This window comes from Actinokineospora sp. UV203, from assembly GCF_056323665.1.
Genome location: NZ_CM150484.1, coordinates 1,515,384 through 1,535,304, shown reverse-complemented (window position 1 = coordinate 1,535,304; position 19,921 = coordinate 1,515,384). Strand labels below are relative to the sequence as shown.

Annotated in this window: 19 protein-coding genes; 8 read left to right on the top strand and 11 right to left on the bottom strand. The window is 69.6% G+C overall.

Going from position 1 to position 19,921, the window contains the following annotated elements; all coding sequences use genetic code 11:
• Nucleotides 1-224: 224 nt before the first annotated feature.
• From ACUZ2Y_RS06810 to ACUZ2Y_RS06795, 4 genes are all read right to left on the bottom strand, one after another.
• Nucleotides 225-347: a hypothetical protein gene (locus ACUZ2Y_RS06810; protein WP_476328021.1), complete on the bottom strand. Its 123-nt coding sequence runs from the start codon at nucleotides 345-347 to the stop codon at nucleotides 225-227.
• A gap of 98 nt (nucleotides 348-445) precedes the next feature.
• Complete coding sequence (locus tag ACUZ2Y_RS06805) at nucleotides 446-1,042, bottom strand: DUF7711 family protein (RefSeq protein WP_476328019.1); 597 nt, start codon at nucleotides 1,040-1,042, stop codon at nucleotides 446-448.
• 739 nt (nucleotides 1,043-1,781) lie between these two features.
• On the bottom strand, nucleotides 1,782-3,218 hold the full coding sequence (locus ACUZ2Y_RS06800; protein WP_476328017.1) for a S8 family serine peptidase: 1,437 nt from the start codon (nucleotides 3,216-3,218) through the stop codon (nucleotides 1,782-1,784).
• Nucleotides 3,219-3,268: 50 nt separating this feature from the next.
• The gene (locus ACUZ2Y_RS06795; protein WP_476328015.1) at nucleotides 3,269-3,997 is read right to left on the bottom strand and encodes a ZIP family metal transporter; all 729 of its coding nucleotides are present in this window, start codon (nucleotides 3,995-3,997) and stop codon (nucleotides 3,269-3,271) included.
• Nucleotides 3,998-4,104: 107 nt separating this feature from the next.
• Here ACUZ2Y_RS06795 and ACUZ2Y_RS06790 point away from each other — a divergent pair, with 107 nt between their 5' ends.
• Genes ACUZ2Y_RS06790 through ACUZ2Y_RS06775 form a run of 4 tightly spaced genes read left to right on the top strand, consistent with a single transcriptional unit; the run spans nucleotide 4,105 to nucleotide 7,828 of the window.
• Nucleotides 4,105-4,386 (top strand): metal-sensitive transcriptional regulator, encoded by a 282-nt coding sequence (locus tag ACUZ2Y_RS06790; protein WP_091382500.1) that lies wholly within the window; start codon nucleotides 4,105-4,107, stop codon nucleotides 4,384-4,386.
• A gap of 48 nt (nucleotides 4,387-4,434) precedes the next feature.
• Nucleotides 4,435-4,716, top strand: coding sequence for a metal-sensitive transcriptional regulator (locus tag ACUZ2Y_RS06785; RefSeq protein WP_091382265.1), 282 nt, complete (start codon nucleotides 4,435-4,437; stop codon nucleotides 4,714-4,716).
• Nucleotides 4,717-4,724: 8 nt separating this feature from the next.
• Nucleotides 4,725-5,615: a hypothetical protein gene (locus ACUZ2Y_RS06780; protein WP_476328013.1), complete on the top strand. Its 891-nt coding sequence runs from the start codon at nucleotides 4,725-4,727 to the stop codon at nucleotides 5,613-5,615.
• An 11-nt stretch (nucleotides 5,616-5,626) separates the two neighbouring features.
• Nucleotides 5,627-7,828, top strand: coding sequence for a heavy metal translocating P-type ATPase (locus ACUZ2Y_RS06775; protein ID WP_476328011.1), 2,202 nt, complete (start codon nucleotides 5,627-5,629; stop codon nucleotides 7,826-7,828).
• 148 nt (nucleotides 7,829-7,976) lie between these two features.
• Here the strand turns inward: ACUZ2Y_RS06775 and ACUZ2Y_RS06770 are convergent, their stop codons facing one another.
• The 3 genes from ACUZ2Y_RS06770 to ACUZ2Y_RS06760 all read right to left on the bottom strand — a co-directional run bounded on the left by ACUZ2Y_RS06770 (nucleotide 7,977) and on the right by ACUZ2Y_RS06760 (nucleotide 10,340).
• The gene (locus ACUZ2Y_RS06770; protein WP_476328009.1) at nucleotides 7,977-8,399 is read right to left on the bottom strand and encodes a universal stress protein; all 423 of its coding nucleotides are present in this window, start codon (nucleotides 8,397-8,399) and stop codon (nucleotides 7,977-7,979) included.
• The gene (locus tag ACUZ2Y_RS06765) at nucleotides 8,396-9,427 is read right to left on the bottom strand and encodes a TRM11 family SAM-dependent methyltransferase (RefSeq protein ID WP_476328007.1); all 1,032 of its coding nucleotides are present in this window, start codon (nucleotides 9,425-9,427) and stop codon (nucleotides 8,396-8,398) included. The genes ACUZ2Y_RS06770 and ACUZ2Y_RS06765 overlap by 4 nt, the downstream gene beginning before the upstream one ends.
• Nucleotides 9,428-9,533: 106 nt before the next feature.
• Nucleotides 9,534-10,340, bottom strand: coding sequence for an ArsR/SmtB family transcription factor (locus ACUZ2Y_RS06760; RefSeq protein ID WP_476328006.1), 807 nt, complete (start codon nucleotides 10,338-10,340; stop codon nucleotides 9,534-9,536).
• 345 nt (nucleotides 10,341-10,685) lie between these two features.
• Between ACUZ2Y_RS06760 and ACUZ2Y_RS06755 the strand changes: the two genes are divergently transcribed.
• Nucleotides 10,686-11,252, top strand: coding sequence for a copper resistance CopC family protein (locus tag ACUZ2Y_RS06755; RefSeq protein WP_476328004.1), 567 nt, complete (start codon nucleotides 10,686-10,688; stop codon nucleotides 11,250-11,252).
• 49 nt (nucleotides 11,253-11,301) lie between these two features.
• The gene (locus tag ACUZ2Y_RS06750; protein WP_476328002.1) at nucleotides 11,302-11,763 is read left to right on the top strand and encodes an SRPBCC family protein; all 462 of its coding nucleotides are present in this window, start codon (nucleotides 11,302-11,304) and stop codon (nucleotides 11,761-11,763) included.
• Here ACUZ2Y_RS06750 and ACUZ2Y_RS06745 read toward each other — a convergent pair whose 3' ends face one another.
• The 4 genes from ACUZ2Y_RS06745 to acs form a co-directional block, all read right to left on the bottom strand.
• Nucleotides 11,764-13,083: a glycoside hydrolase family 125 protein gene (locus tag ACUZ2Y_RS06745; RefSeq protein ID WP_476328000.1), complete on the bottom strand. Its 1,320-nt coding sequence runs from the start codon at nucleotides 13,081-13,083 to the stop codon at nucleotides 11,764-11,766.
• 67 nt (nucleotides 13,084-13,150) lie between these two features.
• A complete protein-coding gene (locus ACUZ2Y_RS06740) occupies nucleotides 13,151-13,537 on the bottom strand; it encodes a VOC family protein (RefSeq protein ID WP_476327998.1) in 387 nt (128 codons plus the stop codon).
• A 97-nt stretch (nucleotides 13,538-13,634) separates the two neighbouring features.
• Nucleotides 13,635-15,722, bottom strand: coding sequence for a M14 family zinc carboxypeptidase (locus ACUZ2Y_RS06735; protein WP_476327996.1), 2,088 nt, complete (start codon nucleotides 15,720-15,722; stop codon nucleotides 13,635-13,637).
• A 216-nt stretch (nucleotides 15,723-15,938) separates the two neighbouring features.
• On the bottom strand, nucleotides 15,939-17,900 hold the full coding sequence (acs, locus tag ACUZ2Y_RS06730; RefSeq protein ID WP_476327994.1) for an acetate--CoA ligase: 1,962 nt from the start codon (nucleotides 17,898-17,900) through the stop codon (nucleotides 15,939-15,941).
• A 147-nt stretch (nucleotides 17,901-18,047) separates the two neighbouring features.
• On the opposite strand from acs, the gene ACUZ2Y_RS06725 reads away from it, so the two are divergent.
• Nucleotides 18,048-19,124, top strand: coding sequence for a sensor histidine kinase (locus ACUZ2Y_RS06725; protein ID WP_476327992.1), 1,077 nt, complete (start codon nucleotides 18,048-18,050; stop codon nucleotides 19,122-19,124).
• Nucleotides 19,121-19,909 (top strand): LytR/AlgR family response regulator transcription factor, encoded by a 789-nt coding sequence (locus ACUZ2Y_RS06720; protein ID WP_476327990.1) that lies wholly within the window; start codon nucleotides 19,121-19,123, stop codon nucleotides 19,907-19,909. Before ACUZ2Y_RS06725 ends, ACUZ2Y_RS06720 begins: the two co-directional genes overlap by 4 nt.
• Nucleotides 19,910-19,921 lie beyond the last annotated feature (12 nt).

Here is a 19,921-nt window from a genome sequence, read left to right as displayed (position 1 = left end):
ACACTCGATGCAATCAACGAAACGAGTATCCGTCTTGTGACTGAGTGCTCGTTAACGTCGTGAACCGCCCGGCCGAATACCAGGGTTCGGGAATCGACTGACAGTAGCCGAGGGATCACGCGATTCGATGTCGGTGGAAATGCGAAACCCCGCGAACCGGAGCGCACTGTCCCGGCCATGATCGCAAGTCGCTGACGTCAACTCGTCCGACGTGCGGTTTCCGGCTATCTGGGCGCCTGTGGGGTTTCTTGGGCGATCTCGGGCTCGGCAGGCGCCTCCTTGTCGAGGTCGACGCCGAACTCGCGTACCAGCATGGTGTAGATGGGGTTCGGATCGGTCTGCAGCATCGTTTCTTCCTGCCTTTTCGCGGGGTGTCCGGATCGGAGTTACCCGCTCTGCTCGTATTCACACCCCTTCTCGTTCCAAGCGGACGTTACGTAATGGTCTAGGGGCAGTCGATTGCTTCGAGGAGATCGAGATATCCCTCACTCGCGTGCCAGAGGGCGTCGGCGACCGGTTCGAGCTTGCCCGGCTTCCAGCGCCGGTCGGCGTAGTGGACGGTCCGGGAGCTAAGCGCGCGCAGACTCACTGCGAGATCGTCGGCCAGTCGCCGGGCCATCGCGTCGGCGGACGGCTCGTCGAGGCGGACATCGGCGGTGTCCCCGTCCCCGATCGCGTCGAGGGTCGACTCGGCGATCCCGTTGTCGAGATCCCAGACGAGCGCGGGCCGCCGAAGCACGTGGTTCCACACGGGAGCCCGCGCCGAACGCCAGCGAACGGTGACCGGGGCGGTCTGCAGCTTCGCGGCGTTGGCCCAGTGCTGCGACCCGGACGGCTCGGTGAGCCACGCGACGTCATCGACCGGAAGGTCGACCACCAGCGCGATCGTCACGGCGTCGAGCTCGTCGACCGGCTCCAGGATCTCACCGGCCGCCCATAACTCGCGCACGCGGAGCGGGAAGATCGACTCTGGCCGGGTGGCCATGTCGGCGCACGTCTCGGCCACGGTCCTCAGATGGTGCAGCGCGCGGATCCGCTTCACTTTGCTCCCCTCGTGAAGTGCTGTGGGGAAGACGTTACGGGACGGCTTTGGGGCGGCACATCGGACTTCGGTCTGATGTGGACTAGGCCAATAGTCCTAGGACCTCGAAGTCCGAAGTGGACTCACTGAAGCAGGTTCGTGCGGCTACGTTCTTGGATCTCATTATCCGGTATTGACTATCAAGATATCGGGTAGAGCCGGTGGGTTTGGGGTGGCGTGGATAGCGGGGGGCCGATCGATGGCTGGGTTTTGAGAGGAAGCTGCGCTTGGCGGAGGGTTGGGCAAACGCAAAGAGGCGGGGAGGGGGCGGACGCGGGAAGGAGGTGTCGGGAGGAGAGGGGACGTGGGGTGGGAGGGCGGCGCGCGCGAAAGGACGTGCGAGGGAGGAGCGGCGAGGGGGAGCGCGCGGGGAAGCGGGACGGGGAAGCGGCGCGAGGGAGGAGTGGCGCGGGGGAGAGGCGCGAGGGAGGAGTGGCGAGGGGGAGTGGCGAGGGGGAGTGGCGCGGGGAGTGGCGCGGGGAGAGGCGCGGGGGAAGCGGCGCGAGAGGAGAGGCGCGGGGCGTGGGAAGGGCGCGAGGAGTTGGGCGTGGGGAGGAGGGGTCGGGGAGGAGTAGTTCGGGAAGGAGGGGGTCGGTAAGGAGGGACGTGGGAGGAAACGGGTGCGGGAAGGCGGTGGGCACGGTGTTGGGGCAGGGGATGCGGTGGAGAACGAGGGTGGGGAGCCAGCGCCACAGAGAAGCTAGAGCCCGAGGAATCGGCGTAGGTGTTCGTTGGTGATGGCTTCCCTCAACTCCGTCGAAGGGAGCGTTGTCGTGCGGTCGCGGAGAAGTGTGCGCAGGATCAGGGACGCTATCTCGGGGCCGTACCGGTCCCAGTCGACGCTTAGGTCAACCTCGCCGAGTAGTTCGGTGATCAGTTCGCGGACTGATCCGATGTCGGCGGCGTCGGCCGTTGGGGTTCTCGCGTCGAGGGTTTTGCTCAGGAGGGCTTGGGCGTCGATGATGCCCGCGCCCATTTCGCCTGTGTTCCAGCCTGGTGGGCGTCGGGCGGTGTCTCGAATGAGCCGTTGGAACAGGCCTTGCACCGTCTCGCCCCGGCCTCTTGCGGCGGCGATCACCCGGTCGCGGCCATGGTGGGCCAGCCACAGGGCGGCGACGGCCGCGGTGAGGGCTACCGCGAAGCTGGTTCCCTGTCCTTGTCCCGAATCCCCGTCACCCGGGAACTGGGGGATGCGCGCCCGGTAGACGTTCTCGCCGGGTGCGGAGATGTCGACCGCCTGTCCTTTGCACGTCCCGCGCCACGGGGTGTCGTCCGGGGTTTTGCCTGCCACCGCCAGGCACTTGTCGTAGCGGGCGGGCCATACGACGGTGCCCACACAGTTTCCCGCCGCCGCCATGACGATCACGTTCGCCGCCACCGCCCGGTTGATCGCCCGGTCCAAAGCGAACGAGGGCAGTCCGCCCAGGCTCATCGTGATCACGTGGGCTCCGTGGTCCGTCGCCCACACAACGGCTTTCGCGACCGACACCTGCGACACCCGCACGACGCTCTCGATCGCCCGGATCGCCATGTGCCGCACCCTCGGCGCGGCGCCCGTGACCACGTGGGTGTTGGGGGAGACGATGACGCTGGCCGTGGCGGTGCCGTGACCGGGGTTTCCGTCCGCCAGCGGATCGGTGGAGTCGTCATCGTTGTCGACGAAGTCGTAGCCCGGGACGGCCAGGACGCCGTCCATCTCGCGGTGGCGGATGACGCCGGTGTCGGGTTGGCCGACGACGATTCCCTCGCCGCGCCCCGGCCTGCCCTGACTCCGCGAGTATTCCCACGCCTGCGGCACCCGGATCGTCCACAGCGCCCACTCCGGGGCCAGGCCGGGATGCTCCGGGGACCAGCAGCCGGGCGGGAAATCCGCGCCGCGCACGGGGTCGGGTTCGGGGAACAAGGCGGTGGGCAGGTCGGGTTCGACCGCGAGGGCTCCGTAGTCGTCGGCAAGGGCATAGGAGTCGCTGAAGGCGTTGGCGTCGGTGGGGAAGGTGCGGTCCGGGAGGTCGATGATCAGGATGTCCGGGTCATCGGTCGAGAGGGGCTCGACTTGGGCGCCGCGTTCGGCGATGAGCCGGGCCGTGGCGACGGCGGGGTCCTGGTCAGGTCGCAACCGCATCGCGAAACGAGCCATGGTGCCTCCCAAGGACGACCTGCGGCGTGCCGTTCACCGTAGTCGATCAGTCACGCCAAGTGGCTGACGAGAAACGCCGTGGTGAAGCCGAAAGTAGCCACCACGCCGGTCGCGCTGCCGCCGTTCTCGAACGCCTCCGGCATCATCGTGTCGGCCAGCATGGTCAGGATGGCGCCCGCGGCGAACGCCTGGACGACCGCCACCGTGCCGGGCGAGGCGCCGCCGAGGGTGGCGTATCCGAGTCCGGCGGCCAGCGCCGAGACGGCCGCCACGCTCGCCCACAGGCCGAGGATCCACCGGGTGGAGTGGCCCGCCTTGCGCAACCCGGACGCGGCGGCCATCGACTCGGGGACGTTGGACAGGAACACCGCCGCCACCACGGCGGTGCCGACCGCGCCGCCGTCGAGGAGGGACACGCCGATCGCGGCGGACTCGGGGATGCCGTCGAGCAGTGAGCCGAGCACGATCGCGCCGGCGGCGCCGGAGCGCTGGCGGCCGTCCGACCGTTTGCGGTGTTCACCGCCGCGGCGGTCGATGACCAGGTCGCCGAGGAAGAACGCCGCCGAGCCCGCGGCCAGTCCGGCGGCGAGGGCGAGCGCTCCGCCGCCGCTGAACGCCTCCGCCGCCAGTTCGAAGGCCAGGGCGCTGATCAGCACACCGGAGCCGAACGCCATGACCAGGGCGATGACCTTCGGCCGGGGATTGCCGACCAGGCCGACGATCGCGCCGACCACCAGCGCGAGGCCGCCGACCAGTCCCCACCACATCGCTTCCCACATGCGGCCAGCCTGGCGGCAATCGACCTTGTTCGCACGCGCGGGGGATCGTCGCCGGGTACCCCTGACCGGTATTCTGGCTCTTCAACGACGACAAGCGGGGAGTGCACGTGGCCGTCGACAGCAGTAACCGCGAGGCCTATCTGAAGCGACTGCGCCGGGTGGAGGGGCAGATCCGGGGCTTGCAGCGGATGGTCGAGGAAGACAAGTACTGCATCGACATCCTCACCCAGGTGTCCGCCGCGACGAAAGCCTTACAGGCGTTCTCCCTCGAACTGCTCGACGAGCACCTCGCCACCTGCGTGGTCGAGGCCGCGGCCGCCGGCGGGGACGAGGCCGCGGTGAAGGTGAAAGAGGCGTCGGACGCCATCGCCAGGCTGGTCCGATCCTAAGGGTACCCCCGTAGGGTATAGTTGTCGGTGTCCACGAAGGAGACACCGATGCACGGCTACAGCGGCGACAAAGACGACTACCTGAAGCGACTGCGCCGGATCGAAGGCCAGATCCGGGGCTTGCAGCGGATGGTCGAGGAAGACAAGTACTGCATCGACATCCTCACCCAGGTGTCGGCCGCGACCAAGGCGCTGCAGGCGGTCTCGCTCGGGCTGGTCGACCAGCACCTGCACCACTGCGTCGCCGAGGCGGTCGCCGAGGGCGGGCAGATCGCCGACGACAAGGTCCGCGAGGCCAGCGCGGCCATCGCGCGTCTCGTCCGGTCGTAGGGGCCCGTGTGAACACCGCCCGCACTCTCTCCGCCTACGCCGCCGCGTTGGTCCTGGTCGGCGGCGCGGCCTACGCGCTTGGCGCCGCGGTCGGGCCCGTGGATGTTCCGCAGCCCACCCAGCAGGCGCAGCATGGCGATTCGGGCAGCCATATCGGTGAACCGGCTGTCGCGTCGGCGCCGGTCGGCCTGTCCGCGTGGAGCGGCGGCTACGCGCTCGTGCCGACCGCGACGACGCTCGCGGCGGGCACCGCGCAGCCGTTCTCGTTCCGCGTCACCGGCCCCGGCGGCAAGACGGTCACCGACTTCGAGGTCGCGCACGAGAAAGAGCTGCACCTCATCGTCGTGCGCCGTGACACCGCCGGCTACCAGCATGTCCACCCGGAACGCGCCGCCGACGGCACCTGGTCGGTCCCGCTCGCGCTGACCCAGCCCGGCAGCTACCGGGTCTTCGCCGACTTCGTCCCGCGCGGCGCGTCCCCGCTGACCCTGGGCGTCGACGTGATGGTGCCGGGCGAGTTCCAGCCGATCGCGCCGCCGGAGTCGTGGCTGGCGAAGGTCGACGGCTACGAGGTGCGCGTCGCGGGCGAGCTGATCGCCGGGCACGCCTCGAAGCTGACCGCCACCGCCACCTTGGACGGTAGGCCGGTCGCCGATCTGCAGCCCTACCTGGGCGCCTACGGGCACATGGTGGCGCTGCGCGGCGGCGACCTCGCCTACCTGCATGTGCACGCCGAAGCGGGCTCACCCGGCCCGGACGTGCCGTTCGTCGCGGAAGTCCCGTCCGATGGCACCTACCGGGTGTTCCTGGACTTCAAGCACGGTGATGTCGTGCGCACCGCCGAGTTCACGCTGACCACGTCGCCGGAGCACGGCGCCGACGGTCACACGCACGGCTGAGAGGGCCTCACGTGACCACGAACCTGACCAGGACAGCCGAGATCGAGCTCTCGATCGGCGGCATGACCTGCGCGTCGTGCGCGAACCGGATCGAGCGCAAGCTCAACAAGCTCGACGGTGTGACAGCGACGGTCAACTACGCGACCGAGAAGGCGAACGTCACCTACGCCGAGGGCATCGACCCGGGCACGCTCGTGGCCCAGGTCGAGGCCGCCGGGTACACCGCGCGACTCCCCACCACGCAGGCGCCCGAGGCCGAGGAGCGCGACACACTGCGGGACCGGCTGCTCGGCTCGGCCGTCCTCTCGGTTCCGGTGGTCGCGATGGCCATGGCGCCCGCGCTGCAGTTCACCTACTGGCAGTGGGTCTCGCTGGCGCTGGCCTCCCCGGTGATCGTGTGGGGCGCGTGGCCGTTCCACCGCGCGGCGTGGATGAACCTGCGCCACGGCGCCGCGACCATGGACACGCTCGTCTCGATCGGCACGCTGGCCGCGTACCTGTGGTCGCTCTACGCGCTGCTGCTCGGCTCGGCTGGTGTGCCCGGCATGACGCACCCGTTCGAGCTGACCATCGCCCGCGGGTCCGGTGAGGCCATCTACCTGGAGGTGGCCGCGGGCGTCACCACGTTCATCCTGGCGGGCCGGTACTTCGAGTCCCGCGCCAAGCGGCGGGCCGGTGCCGCGCTGCGGGCCCTCCTCGATCTGGGTGCGAAGGACGTCGCCGTGCTGCGCGACGGTGTCGAGACTCGGGTGCCGGTCGGGCAGCTCGCCGTCGGCGCCCGGTTCGTCGTGCGGCCGGGGGAGAAGGTCGCGACCGACGGCGTGGTGGCGGAAGGCACGTCGGCGATCGACGCGAGCATGATGACCGGCGAATCGGTGCCGGTGGAGGTCGGTCCGGGTGCGGCCGTCGTCGGCGGGACGGTGAACGTCGGCGGCAGGCTGGTCGTGGTGGCCAAGAACGTGGGCGAGCAGACGCAGCTGGCCAGGATGGCGCGGATGGTCGAGCAGGCGCAGACCGGAAAGGCCGAGGTCCAGCGGCTCGCCGACCGGGTCTCCGCGGTGTTCGTGCCGGTCGTGATCGCGCTGGCCGTCGGCACGCTGACGTTCTGGCTGGGCGCGGGGGCGTCCACGTCCGCGGCGTTCACCGCGGCGGTGGCCGTGCTGATCATCGCCTGCCCGTGCGCCCTTGGGCTGGCGACGCCGACGGCGCTGCTTGTCGGCACGGGACGCGGCGCGCAGCTGGGAATCCTGATCAAGGGACCGGAGGTGCTCGAGTCGACCCGGCGGGTGGACACGGTGGTGCTGGACAAGACCGGCACGGTGACCACCGGTCAGATGTCCCTTGTGGACGTTCAGATCGCCGAGGGTGAGGACGTCGAGACCGTGCTGCGCCTGGCGGGTGCGGTGGAGGATGGGTCGGAGCACCCCATCGCCCGGGCGATCGTGAAGGCCGCGCGCGACAAGGTCGGCGTTTTGCCCGCGGTCGCGGACTTCTCGGCCATCGAGGGCCGGGGCGTGCGCGGCACGGTGTCCGGGAAGGCCGTGACCGTCGGCCGGACCATGCTGCTCGACCAAGCCCTGCCCGCCGAGTTGGTGACCGCCAAGGCCGAGGCCGAGGAGCGCGGCCACACGGCCGTCGCCGTGGCCTGGGGCGGCCGGGCGCGGGCGGTGCTGGTGGTGGCCGACACGGTGAAGCCGACATCGGCCGAAGCGGTGAAGCTGTTGCGTGCGTTGGGTTTGTCGCCGGTGCTGCTGACCGGCGACAACGAGGCTGTCGCACGGTCTGTGGCCGCCGAGGTGGGGATCACCGAGGTGATCGCCGAGGTGCTGCCGGAGGAGAAGGTCGAGGTCATCGCCCGGCTGCAGCGCTCTGGCAAGGTCGTGGCGATGGTGGGTGACGGTGTCAACGACGCCGCCGCGCTGGCTACCGCGGACCTTGGGCTCGCGATGGGGACTGGGACGGATGTGGCGATCGAGGCTGGGGATCTGACGCTGGTGCGTGGGGATCTGCGGGCGGCGGCGGACGCGATTCGGTTGTCTCGGCGGACTTTGCGGACTATCAAGGGGAATCTGTTCTGGGCGTTCGCTTATAACGTGGCGGCGTTGCCGTTGGCGGCTGCCGGGTTGTTGAATCCGATGTTGGCGGGTGCCGCTATGGCTGCCAGTTCTGTGTTCGTGGTGACGAATAGCTTGCGGTTGCGGGCGTTTCGCTGAGCTGGCTTGCTTGTGCGGGCTCTGGCCGGCTTTGGCTGGGGTGCCAGTTTGGGTGGAGTGGTACTGGCCCGTCGCGTTACGGGGTGGTTGGGATCGGCCCGTTGCCTTCGGGGGGCGGTTAGTGGTTGGAGATGCGGAGCTGTCTGGGCTATGCGCTTTCCGGGACGATCAGGACCGGGCGGTGGGCGGTGCGGCTCAGGCCCGCGCCCACCGAGCCTCGGGTGACCCGCACCGGGGTCCAGTGCTTGTGGTGGCCCACCACGATCATCACGGCGTCGTGCTCGTCTGCCGCCGTCTTGAGTGTCGGCACTGGCTCGCCTACCTGGACCGCGTACGTCCAGTGGCCTTCATGAGTGGCCAGGGCACGCTCGATGTTTCCGCGTAGTTCGGTGAGGGCGGCTTCGGCGTGTTGTTCCCAGTCCGCCGAGTCCGGGTCGACCGGGTAGTCGCGCAGGTCGATCGCATGCACGACGTGCAGGTCCGTGCCCAGTTTCGCGGCGAGGTCGGCGGCGACCGCCAGGACCTGGAAGCTCAGGTCCCGGTGGTCGACGCCGACCACGAGGGCGGTCATGGTTTCCGGGCGATCACTATGTCGCGGACGATCGCCTGGTCGACGCGGTGTTCGAAGGAGCGGTAGGGGCCGTCGTCGACGGGATCCAGGCCGGCGCGCGCGAGGATTTCGAGGGTGTCGGCCCGGGGTGCGACATTGGTGTTCACCGCGATCCCGATGGACCCGCCCGGCCGCAGCAGCTTGGCCCAGTTGGGGGTGGCCTCGCGCAGCAGGTCCAGTGGGGTTCGCTGGAGGGCCTGGCCCGCGTGGCTGCCGTGCTGCACGCCATAAGGTGCGTCGGTGACGATGATGTCGACGCTCTCGGGGCGGTGGAAGTCGCGGGCCCGGGTGGTGTCGGCGTTGACATAGGTCAGCGACAGCGCGTCGCCCGCCTTGTAGCTTTCGTTGCTCAGGCCGATGTACGCCTGCAGCTTGCGGCCCAGGTGCTGCTTGTCCCGACGGACCTTGACGACCTCGGCGTGGTGCTTGATCCGCTTGCGCTTGAGCCAGGTCTGCAGGAACGCCGCGTACGCCTCGAAGTCCTTCTGGTCGACGTCGATGCCCGCGGCGTCGTAGCCGTACATGATCGCCTGGTTGAGCGTGGTGCCGCGCCCGCACATCGGGTCCAGCACGGTCAGCCGGTGCTCGAGCATGTCGCGGGCCCGCGCCGACGACATGATGGTGACGTTGAGCAGCAGCTTGGTGAACAGCTCGTTCGTCTTGCCCTGGTACTTGAGGATGGTGACCAGGTCGCTGTCGAACGCGTCGAGGCGGTGGATGTGCACCGGGTCGAGCAGCTTGCCGTCGAACCGGAACAGCGCGTACATCGACGACAGGTTCGCGAGGTAGGCGACATCCGACTCGTCGAACGGGTCGGCGCTGAAGGTGACGTAGGGGACGCCGGCGAGTTCGGTGCGGGCGATGTCGCTGATGCGACCGTCCACGACGGACTGGTTGAACACCTCGAGTTCGGCCACGGTGAGCGCGACCGACGAATCGGCGTACACACGGTTCGTCGAGGGCAGGATGAGGAGTGCGTAGTCGGCCATGTCTCCCGCACGGTCACTGGGGCTGTCAACCCGCTGATCCTAGAGCGTGGCGACTGGGCGGGCCGATCGAAAGGCGCCCCCAAGTCCGAGGGCGCCTTCCGCGAGCTCAGTCCTCTTGGTCCGCGACGAGCTTTCCGCCCTCCAGGAACGTCTTCAACGCGGACAGGATCATGATCCAGCCGCCGCTGGTGCCCTCCAGCATCTTGCTGTCCGGGGTGTCGAAGCCGTCGTGGGTGATGGTGAGCTTCATGCCCATCATCGGGATCTCGGCGGGCTCGATGTCGAAGCTCACCTTCGAGCGCTCCTTGACCGCCTCGGCGAACGCCTCGTCGGAGTCGAACAGGTCGCGGTGCATCGGCTGCAGGGAGTGCCAGGTGTAGGCGAGCCGCTTGCCGGGGACGGCTTCGAGGACCTGCTGGTCCATGTCTTCGTACTCGCCGTCCGGCATGGACTTCCACAGGACCGGTGAGCCGACCTTCCAGTCCGACTTCGGTCCGGTGCCGCCCATGTAGATCTTGATGAACTCCGGGTCGGTGAGCGCGCGGTACAGCTTGTCCGCGGTGGTCTGGATGTAGGTGACGTAGACGAACTCGGGCTTGCTCATCGGTTGTCCTTCCAGGACGTGCTTGAGGTGGGACAGCGCGGCCATGCGGTCGCGTTCGTACTTCCCGATCCACCGGTCGGCGATCTCGTGGATGGGCACGGGATTGAGGTAGTGCAGCTTTTCGCGGCCGTGTTTCACGGTGCTGACGAGCGAGGCGGCCTCAAGCACCGCGAGGTGCTTGCTCACCGCCTGCCTGCTCATCCCCAGGCCCTCGCTGAGCTCGCGCAGGCTCAGCCCGTTGTCGGCGTTGAGCCGGTCGAGCAGTTGCCTGCGGTTCGCGTCGGCGAGGGCTTTGAATACCGCGTCCATGACCGCCCCCTTCGCGGCCATAATAGGCAACCAAAAGGTTGCCTGTCTACTCGCCGACAACCGTGAGGAGCCTGCCCGCGGCGGGACGCACCCAGAACACGTTGACGTCGACCGCGAACACGGGCGACCCCGCCGCCGCAGCCGATCTCCCGGATCCGGTCCGCGGGCCGCACGTCGATGGCGGCCACGGCGGCGCGCAGGCGCCACGGCGGTCTGGTGCTCACGGCGACTCCCTCGGCCGGGAACTGGCGGGTCCTCCTGAACGACCACTCGGGTATAGCAGCCCCGCGCGACACCGGCAGGCGGTGCTTGACGATCACCGGCCAGACTCGGAAGGCTCCACCCATGGCACACCGCACCAGCCGCGTCGTCGGCGTCCTGTTCAGCGTCATCGCCGCGACCCTGGTGGCCACCGCGTCTCCCGCGCTGGCCCACAACTCGCTCAAGTCCAGCGACCCGAAAGCCGACTCGCTGCTCGACGCGGCACCCGCGGCGGTCACGCTGACCTTCACCGAGGCACTCACGCCCGGGCAGACGACGCTCACCGTCACGGGCCCGGACGGGGCGCCCGCCTCCGGTGACGCCGCGGTGGCGGGTGCGACGGTGAGTGTGCCGTTCAAGCCGACCTTCCCCGGCGCCTACAAGGTCACGTACCGGGTCACCGGGCACGACGGCGACGCGACGTCGAGCAGCCTCACCTTCACCCTCAGCGCTGCCGCGATCCCCACCACGACGACGGTGGCGCCGACCACGACTACGACAACCACCACCGGGGGGCTGACGGCCATCGCCACCCGGCCTGAATCCGACGTGGTCGACTCGGACACGCCTTGGTGGCCGGTCGCCGCCGGGGTGCTGGTCCTGGTCGCGATCGGGGTGCTCCTGGCGGTCCGGCGCAAGCGCGCCGAGTAGCGCACGATGCGCGATGCGCCGGGCCGGGTCAGCGGGCAGGGTTGACGGTGTGGAGCCCTCCATCTCGCGCAGCACGCCCGTCGCCGCCTGCGCGGACGACGTCTGGTCCCTGGTCAGCGATCTGCCGCGGATGGGGGAGTTCAGCCCCGAGAACATCGGCGGGTACTGGGTCGACCGCGCCGGCCCCGCGGTGGGCGCCAAGTTCCGCGGCACCAACCGCAACGGCGCCAAGCAGTGGTCGACGACCGCCACCGTCGTCGAGTGCGTGCCCGGCAGGCTGCTGACCTTCGACGTGTACTCACCGTTGCGGGTCCGGGTGTCGCGATGGTCGTACGTGATCGAGCCGACCGACACCGGGTGTGTGCTGACGGAGAACTGGTACCGCGTCGGCAGCTGGTTCGTCCGGCGATTCCTCGGGCCCAAGGTGACCGGGCGGCAGGACCGGCCCGGCTACAACGTCGAGTCGATCGAGCACACCCTCGCCGCCGTGAAGGCGTACGCGGAGCGCTGATCAGGCCCGCGGCAGGTACTCGGGGCTGCGGCCACCGCCGAGGCGGTATCCACAGTGGACGAGCACGAGCTCGCAGAACATGGAATTGGCCCAGGAGAACCACTCGCGGGTGAACTTCGTCGGATCGTCGACGTGGAAGCTCTCGTGCATCGTCCCGGTGCCGCCGGTGGTGTCGAGCAGCAGCGCGATGATCTCGGCCTGTTCCTCGGCGGTCGTGGCGGTCAAACCCCGCACGCTCAACGCGATCGGCCAGACGTGGTCGCGCGGCGTGTGCGGGCTGCCGATGCCTTTCGCCGCGGTGCCTTGGAAGTAGTACTGGTTCCGGGGGCTGAGCAGGAACTTCCGTGTCGCCTGGTAGACCGGGTCGTCCACGCCGACACAGCCCAGGTAGGGCAGCGACAGCAGGCTCGGCACGTTGGCGTCGTCGAGCAGGGCGCTGCCGCCGAACCCGTCGACCTCGTAGGCGAAGATCCCCGTGCCGCCCGGCCCCTCGACGGTGGCGTGGTCGGCCAGGCCGTCGCTCATCTCCCGGTGCAGGCGGTCGGCGTCGGCGGCGAGGGTGTCGTCGCGGAGCAACTCGCGGGCGATCTCGGCGAGTTGCCGCATCGCCTGCGCCGCGTAGAAGTTGCCAGGCACGTTGAACCCGGCCTCGCACGCGTCGTCGCTGGGGCGGAACGCGCTCCAGACCATGCCGGTGGGCCGGGTCAGCCTGCCCTTCCCATGCCGGTTCAGCGTGTTGCGGCCACTCGCGAACCGCCCGCCGCGGCGGAACGTGTAGCTCGACCGGTGTTCGTGGTCCTGCTCGGTGGTGAAGGTCTGCACGATCCGCGCCGCCGCGACCCGGAACGTCGCCTCACACCAGTCGGTGCTGCCCGCGGACTTCCACAGCGTGTAGGCGAAGTCGATGCCGTAGGTCAGCGAGTCGATCTCCCACTTGCGCTCCCACACGATGGGGTCCATCGGGGTGCGGTCGGAGTGGTGGCCCTGGCCGTCGGGTTCGAGGTTGAACGCGTTGGCGTACGGGTCGATCGAGATGTAGCGCCAGTGCCGCAACAACAGCCCGTTGAGGAGGCTGAGCAGCTCGGGGGCGTCGTCGAGCAGGTACAGCAGTGGCTTGAGCTGGGCGGCGGAGTCACGCAGCCACATCGCGGGGATGTCGCCGGTGATGACGAACGTGGTCCCGTCGGGCTGTTCGGACACCGTCTTCTCGGCGGTGTCGCGCAGGAACCGCGTGACGGCGTCGGCGATCTCCGCCCGGCCCGTGACCTCGGTGATCCGGGCGGAGACCTTGCCCAGCAGGTCAGCCCTCAGCTGCGCCACGGTGGCCTCCCGGTGATCGGATCCATCATCCGATCTTGCCACCGAACCGGTCGACGGCACCCGACGATCAAGACTTGGCGTTCTCCCACAGGCCCATGACGTTGCCCTCGGGGTCGGTGAAGTACGCCGCGAAACCCATGTCGGCGACCGGCTGCTTGTCGACCGCGGTCTTGCCGCCCAATTCACCGATCTTCTTCAGGGCGTCGTCGATGCTCTCGACGTCGATGACGATGACCGGCGACTTGAACGACCGTTCGGCGTCGCGCTGGGCCATGCCCCCGTTGATGTATCCCGATTCGGTCGGGCCCTGGTCGGAGGTGGGGCCCGAGGAGACGATCGTGTAGTCCATCCCGGGGAACGCCTCGACCTTCCAGCCGAACGCTTCCTGGTAGAACGCCTTGGCCCGGTCCGCGTCGTCGAACGGGACCTCGAAGTGCACCACTCGGCCGGTCATGTCCGTTCTCCTTATGAAATTTCGTCCCGTTCGACGGTAGTAGGGGACGCGAACGGGGGCGAGCCGAGCGGCCCGCCCCCGTTCGCCGGTCATCGGGTCAGGATGTGGCCCATTTGCTCTGGCAGGCCTTGAGGTCGGCCTTGACCTGCTGGCCGCGGTCCACGATCACCGGCACGGTCTCCAGGACCTTGCCGTTCTTCTCGCAGGTCAGCGTCCAGTTCTCGATCAGACCGCCCGCCGTGTGCTCCTCGCCGTCGTACAGCGACGCCGTCAGCGTCCACGTCGGCGTGATCGACGCGAAGTTGACCACCCGTAGGACGTAGGTGCCCTGGACCGGGTTCGTCAGCAGCACCCGTTCCTTGACGCCGACGGAGCCCTCGGACTTGCCCACCTCGGTGAGCGAGCCGTCCGCGCCGCGCAGGAAGACGTACAGGTCGAGGTCGTCCGGGGTGGGCCAGTCGAGCTTCACCTCGAAGGCGTCGGCCGGGCGGTCGACCACGAACGTCTTCTCGGTCTGCGCGAGCGGAAGCGTCATGCCGGTGAAGGCCTCCCGCTTGAGCGGGGTCGAGTTGAGCAGCCGGTACTGCTTGGCCTGCACGACCGGGCGGGTCGACGGGTTGACGTGCCAGGTGTAGCGGCCGTCCGGGCCCACCACCATCGACGTGTTCAGCCGGTCCGGGATGTGGCCCGACCAGGTCGGCGTCGCGAACTCTTTGCGCAGGCGAAGCGTGGCCCCCGCGGGCGCCTTACCGGCGATGACGGAGTGGGTCGCGGTGTCGACCGCGTTGGTGAGTGCGATCAGGTAAGCCTCACGGTTGCCCTTGCCCGCGTAGGCGCCCGCACCCAGGTACTCGTCGATGACCTTGGGGAACGGCGGGTGGAACTCGTCCGGGCCGATCTCGAAGGTGTAGCCGAAGCCGCCGGTGGCGTTGTACGACCAGTCCTCCGTGGTGCCCGTGGTGTCGTAGAGCTCCCACCCGTGCTGGTTCTTGTACCCGTTCTGCGCGGCCATGGTCGCGCCGAGCGCCTTGAGCGCCGCCTCATCCGGTGCGTCGCCGACCGGGATGCCGCCGGGTCCGATGGTGTCGGGGTGCACGCCGTTGGGCCGCAGGACCAGGTTGGAGAACGTGTGGTTGGTGATCAGGGTCGTCACGTGGCGGCCGCTGACCAGCTCCCGGATGTTCTGCGTCTCCGGCTCGCTGAACGGGCCCGCGCCCCGGTAGGTCGGGTCGGCGAACAGGTCCGACGCGCCTGGGCCGCCCCAGAAGCCGCCGTAGTTGCGGTTGGGGTCGACGCCGATGCCGAAGCCACCGGGGCTGGTGGCGCCGGCGAGCGCGCACGTTCCGTCCGGGGTGTCGACGCCGTCGATCACGCGGCAGTTCTTGCGCTTGTAGGCGTTGCCGGGGGTGCCGAGGATGGTGGCGGTGCCGCCGTTGTCGGCTTCGCGCAGGTCGATGAGGGCGCCGTCGGTGCGCGAGCGATCGAACCCGTCGACGTTGACGACCGGGACGACGAGCACCCGCGACTTGTCCAGCAGCGCGGTGATGCGGGCGTCCTGGCCGTAGTTCTTCACCAGGTCGTAGGCGAACTCGATCGTGTGCTCACCGGAGGGCCACTCACGGGCGTGGTGCACACCCATGATCGCGAACACCGGCCTGCCGTCCTCGGCGGCGCGCACGTCCCGGCCGATCTCGACGCTCCGCACCGTGTTGCCGTCGAGGGACTTGTGCGGCAGGTCGAAGGGTTTGACGAGGTCCGGCCGCATCCTGACCAGGGCGGCCATGTCGCTGTTGTAGTCGGCGAGCGTGCGGTAGGCGTCGCGGCCGCTGGGCAGCAGCGACACCGCGGTGGCCTCGGCGTAGGCCTTGTTCGCCGCGTTGACCTGCGCCTCCCGCGCGACCATGTCGGGGATGCGCACCTGCCAGGTCAGCCCGGCCCGACGAAGGGCGTCCGCGTCGGCGACGGTGTGCAGCACGACCTCGACGTAGTCGTGACCCGCGTGTTCGGTGAGGTCGAGGCCAAGGCGGGTGAGTAGGGTTTTGTGTGCCCGGGTCGGGGTGTCGACGGTGACCAGTTGGGTGGGGAAGACGCTGATGTCCGCCCCCGCGGGGGCGACGGTGAACGCGATGGCGCTCGCCGCGACGGCTAACACGGATATCCGTTGGAACCTGGACGAGCGATTCACCGGGAGCTCCTCCGCAAGCGGGTCGGATGACGCCGCGGACCCTCGATCGCGGCACGGACCTGCGTGTTTCGCCGCCCGTGCGCCATTCAACGACAAGCAGCGTGTCGCGTTACGGCCATCCGGTCCACGACAGTCCGCGGCCCGACCATTCGGACGGCGCATGTCACCGCGGGATGCGCCGTCCGAATGTCGAACTCGCTTGCCTGGAGGGGCGACTCAGTTGCCGGGAGGGGCGACTCGCGGGTTGAGGCCTGAGGAGATCAGGGCCATCACCGACGAGTCGGCCAGGGTGGTGGTGTCGCCGACCGCGCGGTTTTCGGCGATGTCGCGCAGGAGGCGGCGCATGATCTTGCCGGAGCGGGTTTTGGGGAGTTCCGGGACGACCAGGACCTGGCGGGGCTTGGCGATCGGGCCGATCTCCTTCGCCACGTGGTCGCGCAGTTGGGTCGCGACCTCGGCGTCCTGGCCGCCGCGCAGGATGACGAAGGCGACGATCCCCTGGCCTGTGGTGGGATCCGCCGCACCGACCACCGCGGCCTCGGCGACGCTGGGATGGGACACCAGCGCCGACTCGACCTCGGTGGTGGAGATCCGGTGGCCGGACACGTTCATCACGTCGTCGACCCGCCCCAGCAGCCAGATGTCGCCGTCGGCGTCGTACTTGGCGCCGTCGCCCGCGAAGTAGAAGCCCTGGTCGGCGAAGCGCGACCAGTAGGTCTCGCGGAAGCGCTGCTCGTCACCCCAGATGCCGCGCAGCATCGACGGCCACGGCTCGTCAAGGACCAGGTAGCCGCCACCGCCGGGGCCGACCTCGACACCCGCGTCGTCCACCACGCGAGCGCTGATGCCGGGAACGGGCCGCTGCGCCGAGCCGGGCTTGGTGCTCGTGACCCCAGGCAGCGGGCTGATCATGATCGCACCGGTCTCGGTCTGCCACCACGTGTCGACGATCGGACAGCGCTCGCCGCCGATGTGCTTGCGGTACCAGATCCACGCCTCCGGGTTGATCGGCTCGCCGACCGAGCCCAGCAGCCGCAGCGACGACAGGTCGTAGCCCGCCGGGATCTCGTCGCCCCACTTCATGAACGTGCGGATCAGCGTGGGCGCCGTGTAGTAGATGGACACCCCGTACTTCTGGATGATCTCGAAGTGCCTGCCCTGGTGCGGGCTGTCCGGCGTGCCCTCATAGACGACCTGCGTCGCGCCGTTGGCCAGCGGGCCGTAGACGATGTAGGAGTGGCCGGTGACCCAGCCGATGTCGGCGGTGCACCAGTACACGTCGGTCTCGGGCTTGAGGTCGAAGACCGCGTTGTGGGTGTACGCGACCTGGGTGAGGTAGCCGCCGCTGGTGTGCAGGATTCCCTTGGGGTTACCGGTGGTCCCAGAGGTGTAGAGGATGAAGAGCGGGTGCTCGGCGTCGAACGCCTCCGGATCGTGGGTGTCGGACTGGCCATCGACCAGGTCGTGCCACCACAGGTCGCGGCCCTCGGTCCATTCCACAGTGGACTCGGTGCGCCGCACCACCAGGACGTGCTCGATCGACGCGCAGTCCGCGATCGCCTCGTCGGTGTTGGCCTTCATCGGGGCGGCCTTGCCGCGCCGGAACTGGCCGTCGGAGGTGATCAGCAGCCGGGCCTGGGCGTCGTCGACGCGCGAGCGCAGGGCGGTGGGGGAGAAGCCGCCGAACACCACGCTGTGCACCAGGCCGAGGCGGGCGCAGGCGAGCATGGCGAAGATCGCCTCGGGGATCATCGGCAGCTGGATCGCCACCCGGTCGCCCGCGCGCAAACCCAGTGACGCCAGCGCGTTCGCCGTCTTCGACACCTCGCGCAGCAGGTCGGCGTAGGTGATGGTGCGGGCGTCGCCCGACTCGCCCTCCCACTGGATCGCCACCCGGTCGCCGTGCCCGGCCTCCACATGCCGGTCGACGCAGTTGTAGGCGACGTTGAGCTTCCCGCCGACGAACCACTTGGCGACCGGCGCGTCCGACCAGTCCAGTACGTCCGACCATTCGGACGCCCAGGACAGCCTGCGCGCCTGGGCCGCCCAGAAGCCCTCCCGGTCGGCGTCGGCCGCGGCGTACCAGCCCGCGTCGACGTTCGCGGCGGCGGCGAAGCCGCGCTCCGGCGCGAACGTGCGCCGCTCGTCCATCAGGTTCGACAAACTGTCCGTGGTCATCGCGTTCTCCCGCCGTCCCGGTGCGCAGGCCGCCACGCTAGGACGACACGGGCACGGCCGGAGATGATCAGCGACGGACGGTGTCGGGTCGGGGACGAACGGTCGACGAGTGGACGAGAACGCAGCACCGTCGCCTAACATCAAGCCATGTCAGTGCCCGCACAGCCGCAGGTACGGCCGCCGCGTCGGCCGTGGCCGCCGTGGGTGCGCTCGGACGCGGCCTCGGTGCTCGGCACCGCGCGCCGGATCGCCGATGACCTCGCCGATGGGTTGTCCGGTCCGCGGGTGCGGGCGGTGGCGCGCGGGGTGCGGATGCTGCTCGATGTGGACGGTGTGGCCCTCGCCGACCTGTCGGGCCGACCGGTGTGGGCGGGCACGGCCGGCCCGGAAGACCGGGTGACCGCGCTCGTCCAGGAGGTCCTGCATACCGACACCCGTGCTGGCCGCGCGCCGCTGGTGGCGCTGCCGCTGCACGTGCACGACGAACTCGCCGGCGTGCTGGTCGTGTCCGGCCAGATCCGGGCCAGTGCGGTGCGCGAGGTGGCCGACTGGATCGTCGCCGCCCTCGAACGGTCCCGCCTGGAGGTGTCCGCCGAGTACGCCGCGCAGGCGGAGCTGCGGGCGCTGCGCGCGGAGATGTCGCCGCACTTCGTCTACAACGCGCTGACGGTCATCGCCTCGCTCGTGCACTCCGACCCCGAGCGGTCCCGCGAGCTGATGCTCGACTTCGCCGACTACAACCGGTACAGCCTGGCCAGCCACGGCGAGTTCACCACGGTCGCCGACGAATTCCACGCCATCGAGACCTACCTCGCGTTGCAGCGCGCCGTGCTCGGCGACCGCCTGCGCGTGCAGATCCGGGTGGCGCCCGAGGTCCTCGCGGTCACCATCCCGTACCTGGTGTTGCAGCCATTGGTGGAGAACGCCGTCCGGCACGGGATCGAGCCCCGCGCGGGCGACGGGATCGTGCAGGTCCGCGGCGAGTCGGAGGGCAACGACTGCGTGATCATCGTGGAGGACGACGGGGTCGGCATGAACCCGTCGGTCGCCGAGGCGATCCTGGCCGGGCACGGGACCGCGGGCAGCATCGGGCTGGCCAATGTGGACAGACGGCTGCGCAACGTCTACGGCGCCTGGTACGGGCTCGTGGTGGAGACCGCGCCCGAGGCCGGGACCAGGGTCGTCGTGCGGGTGCCGGTGTTCCAGCCCGGGGTGGCGACATGACCGGCATGCGGGTGCTCGCCGTCGACGACGTCAAGGCGGCGCTGGACGAGCTGTGCAGGCTGCTTCGGGTCGCGCCCGAGGTGGCCGGGGTCGGTGCCGCGGGGGACGCGCTGACCGCGCTGCGGATGATCGAGGGCGGCGAGTTCGACGCGGTGTTCCTCGACATCTCCATGCCCGGCATGAACGGTCTCGAACTGGCCTCGCTGCTGTCCAAGCTCAGCAAGCCGCCGGTGATCGTCTTCGTCACCGCCTACGACGGGCACGCGGTGTCCGCCTACGGCATCGGCGCCGTCGACTACCTGCTCAAACCGGTCCGGGCGGAACGGCTCGCCACCACGCTGAGCCGGGTCGCGCGGATGGTCGCGCCGGTCGAGATCCCTGAGCCCGTCACCGCGCCGGACGACACCGCTTCGGCCAAGCCCGACGCGATGCCGGTGCTGCCGGTGGAGAGCGAGGGCCGCATCCGCTACGTGCGGCGCGGCGACGTGGAGTTCGTCGAGGCGCAGGGCGACTACGTGCGGCTGCACACCCGCGGCGGCGTGCACCTGGTGCGGATGCCGATCTCGCGGCTGCTGGAGTACTGGGAGGGCGCCGGGTTCGCCCGTGTCCACAGAGGATTCCTGGTGGCCATCGACGCGGTCCGGGAGCTGCGCAGCGACGCCGTGGGCGGGATGCTCGCGCACACCGACCTCGGCGACGTCCCGGTCAGCAGGCGCCACGCCCGGGAACTGCGGGAACGGCTGCTGCACGCGGCTCAGCGCGGCGAACTGGGCGGGCGGGGCTGATGCCGTCGCGGC

Excerpts from the sequence above, each read along its gene's own strand:
- ACUZ2Y_RS06810 (WP_476328021.1), bottom strand. The coding sequence starts at position 347 with ATGCTGCAGACCGATCCGAACCCCATCTACACCATGCTGGTACGCGAG.
- ACUZ2Y_RS06800 (WP_476328017.1), bottom strand. The coding sequence starts at position 3,218 with ATGGCTCGTTTCGCGATGCGGTTGCGACCTGACCAGGACCCCGCCGTC.
- ACUZ2Y_RS06795 (WP_476328015.1), bottom strand. The coding sequence starts at position 3,997 with ATGTGGGAAGCGATGTGGTGGGGACTGGTCGGCGGCCTCGCGCTGGTG.
- ACUZ2Y_RS06785 (WP_091382265.1), top strand. The coding sequence starts at position 4,435 with ATGCACGGCTACAGCGGCGACAAAGACGACTACCTGAAGCGACTGCGC.
- ACUZ2Y_RS06770 (WP_476328009.1), bottom strand. The coding sequence starts at position 8,399 with ATGACCGCCCTCGTGGTCGGCGTCGACCACCGGGACCTGAGCTTCCAG.
- ACUZ2Y_RS06765 (WP_476328007.1), bottom strand. The coding sequence starts at position 9,427 with ATGGCCGACTACGCACTCCTCATCCTGCCCTCGACGAACCGTGTGTAC.
- ACUZ2Y_RS06760 (WP_476328006.1), bottom strand. The coding sequence starts at position 10,340 with ATGGACGCGGTATTCAAAGCCCTCGCCGACGCGAACCGCAGGCAACTG.
- ACUZ2Y_RS06755 (WP_476328004.1), top strand. The coding sequence starts at position 10,686 with ATGGCACACCGCACCAGCCGCGTCGTCGGCGTCCTGTTCAGCGTCATC.
- ACUZ2Y_RS06740 (WP_476327998.1), bottom strand. The coding sequence starts at position 13,537 with ATGACCGGCCGAGTGGTGCACTTCGAGGTCCCGTTCGACGACGCGGAC.
- acs (WP_476327994.1), bottom strand. The coding sequence starts at position 17,900 with ATGACCACGGACAGTTTGTCGAACCTGATGGACGAGCGGCGCACGTTC.
- ACUZ2Y_RS06725 (WP_476327992.1), top strand. The coding sequence starts at position 18,048 with ATGTCAGTGCCCGCACAGCCGCAGGTACGGCCGCCGCGTCGGCCGTGG.
- ACUZ2Y_RS06720 (WP_476327990.1), top strand. The coding sequence starts at position 19,121 with ATGACCGGCATGCGGGTGCTCGCCGTCGACGACGTCAAGGCGGCGCTG.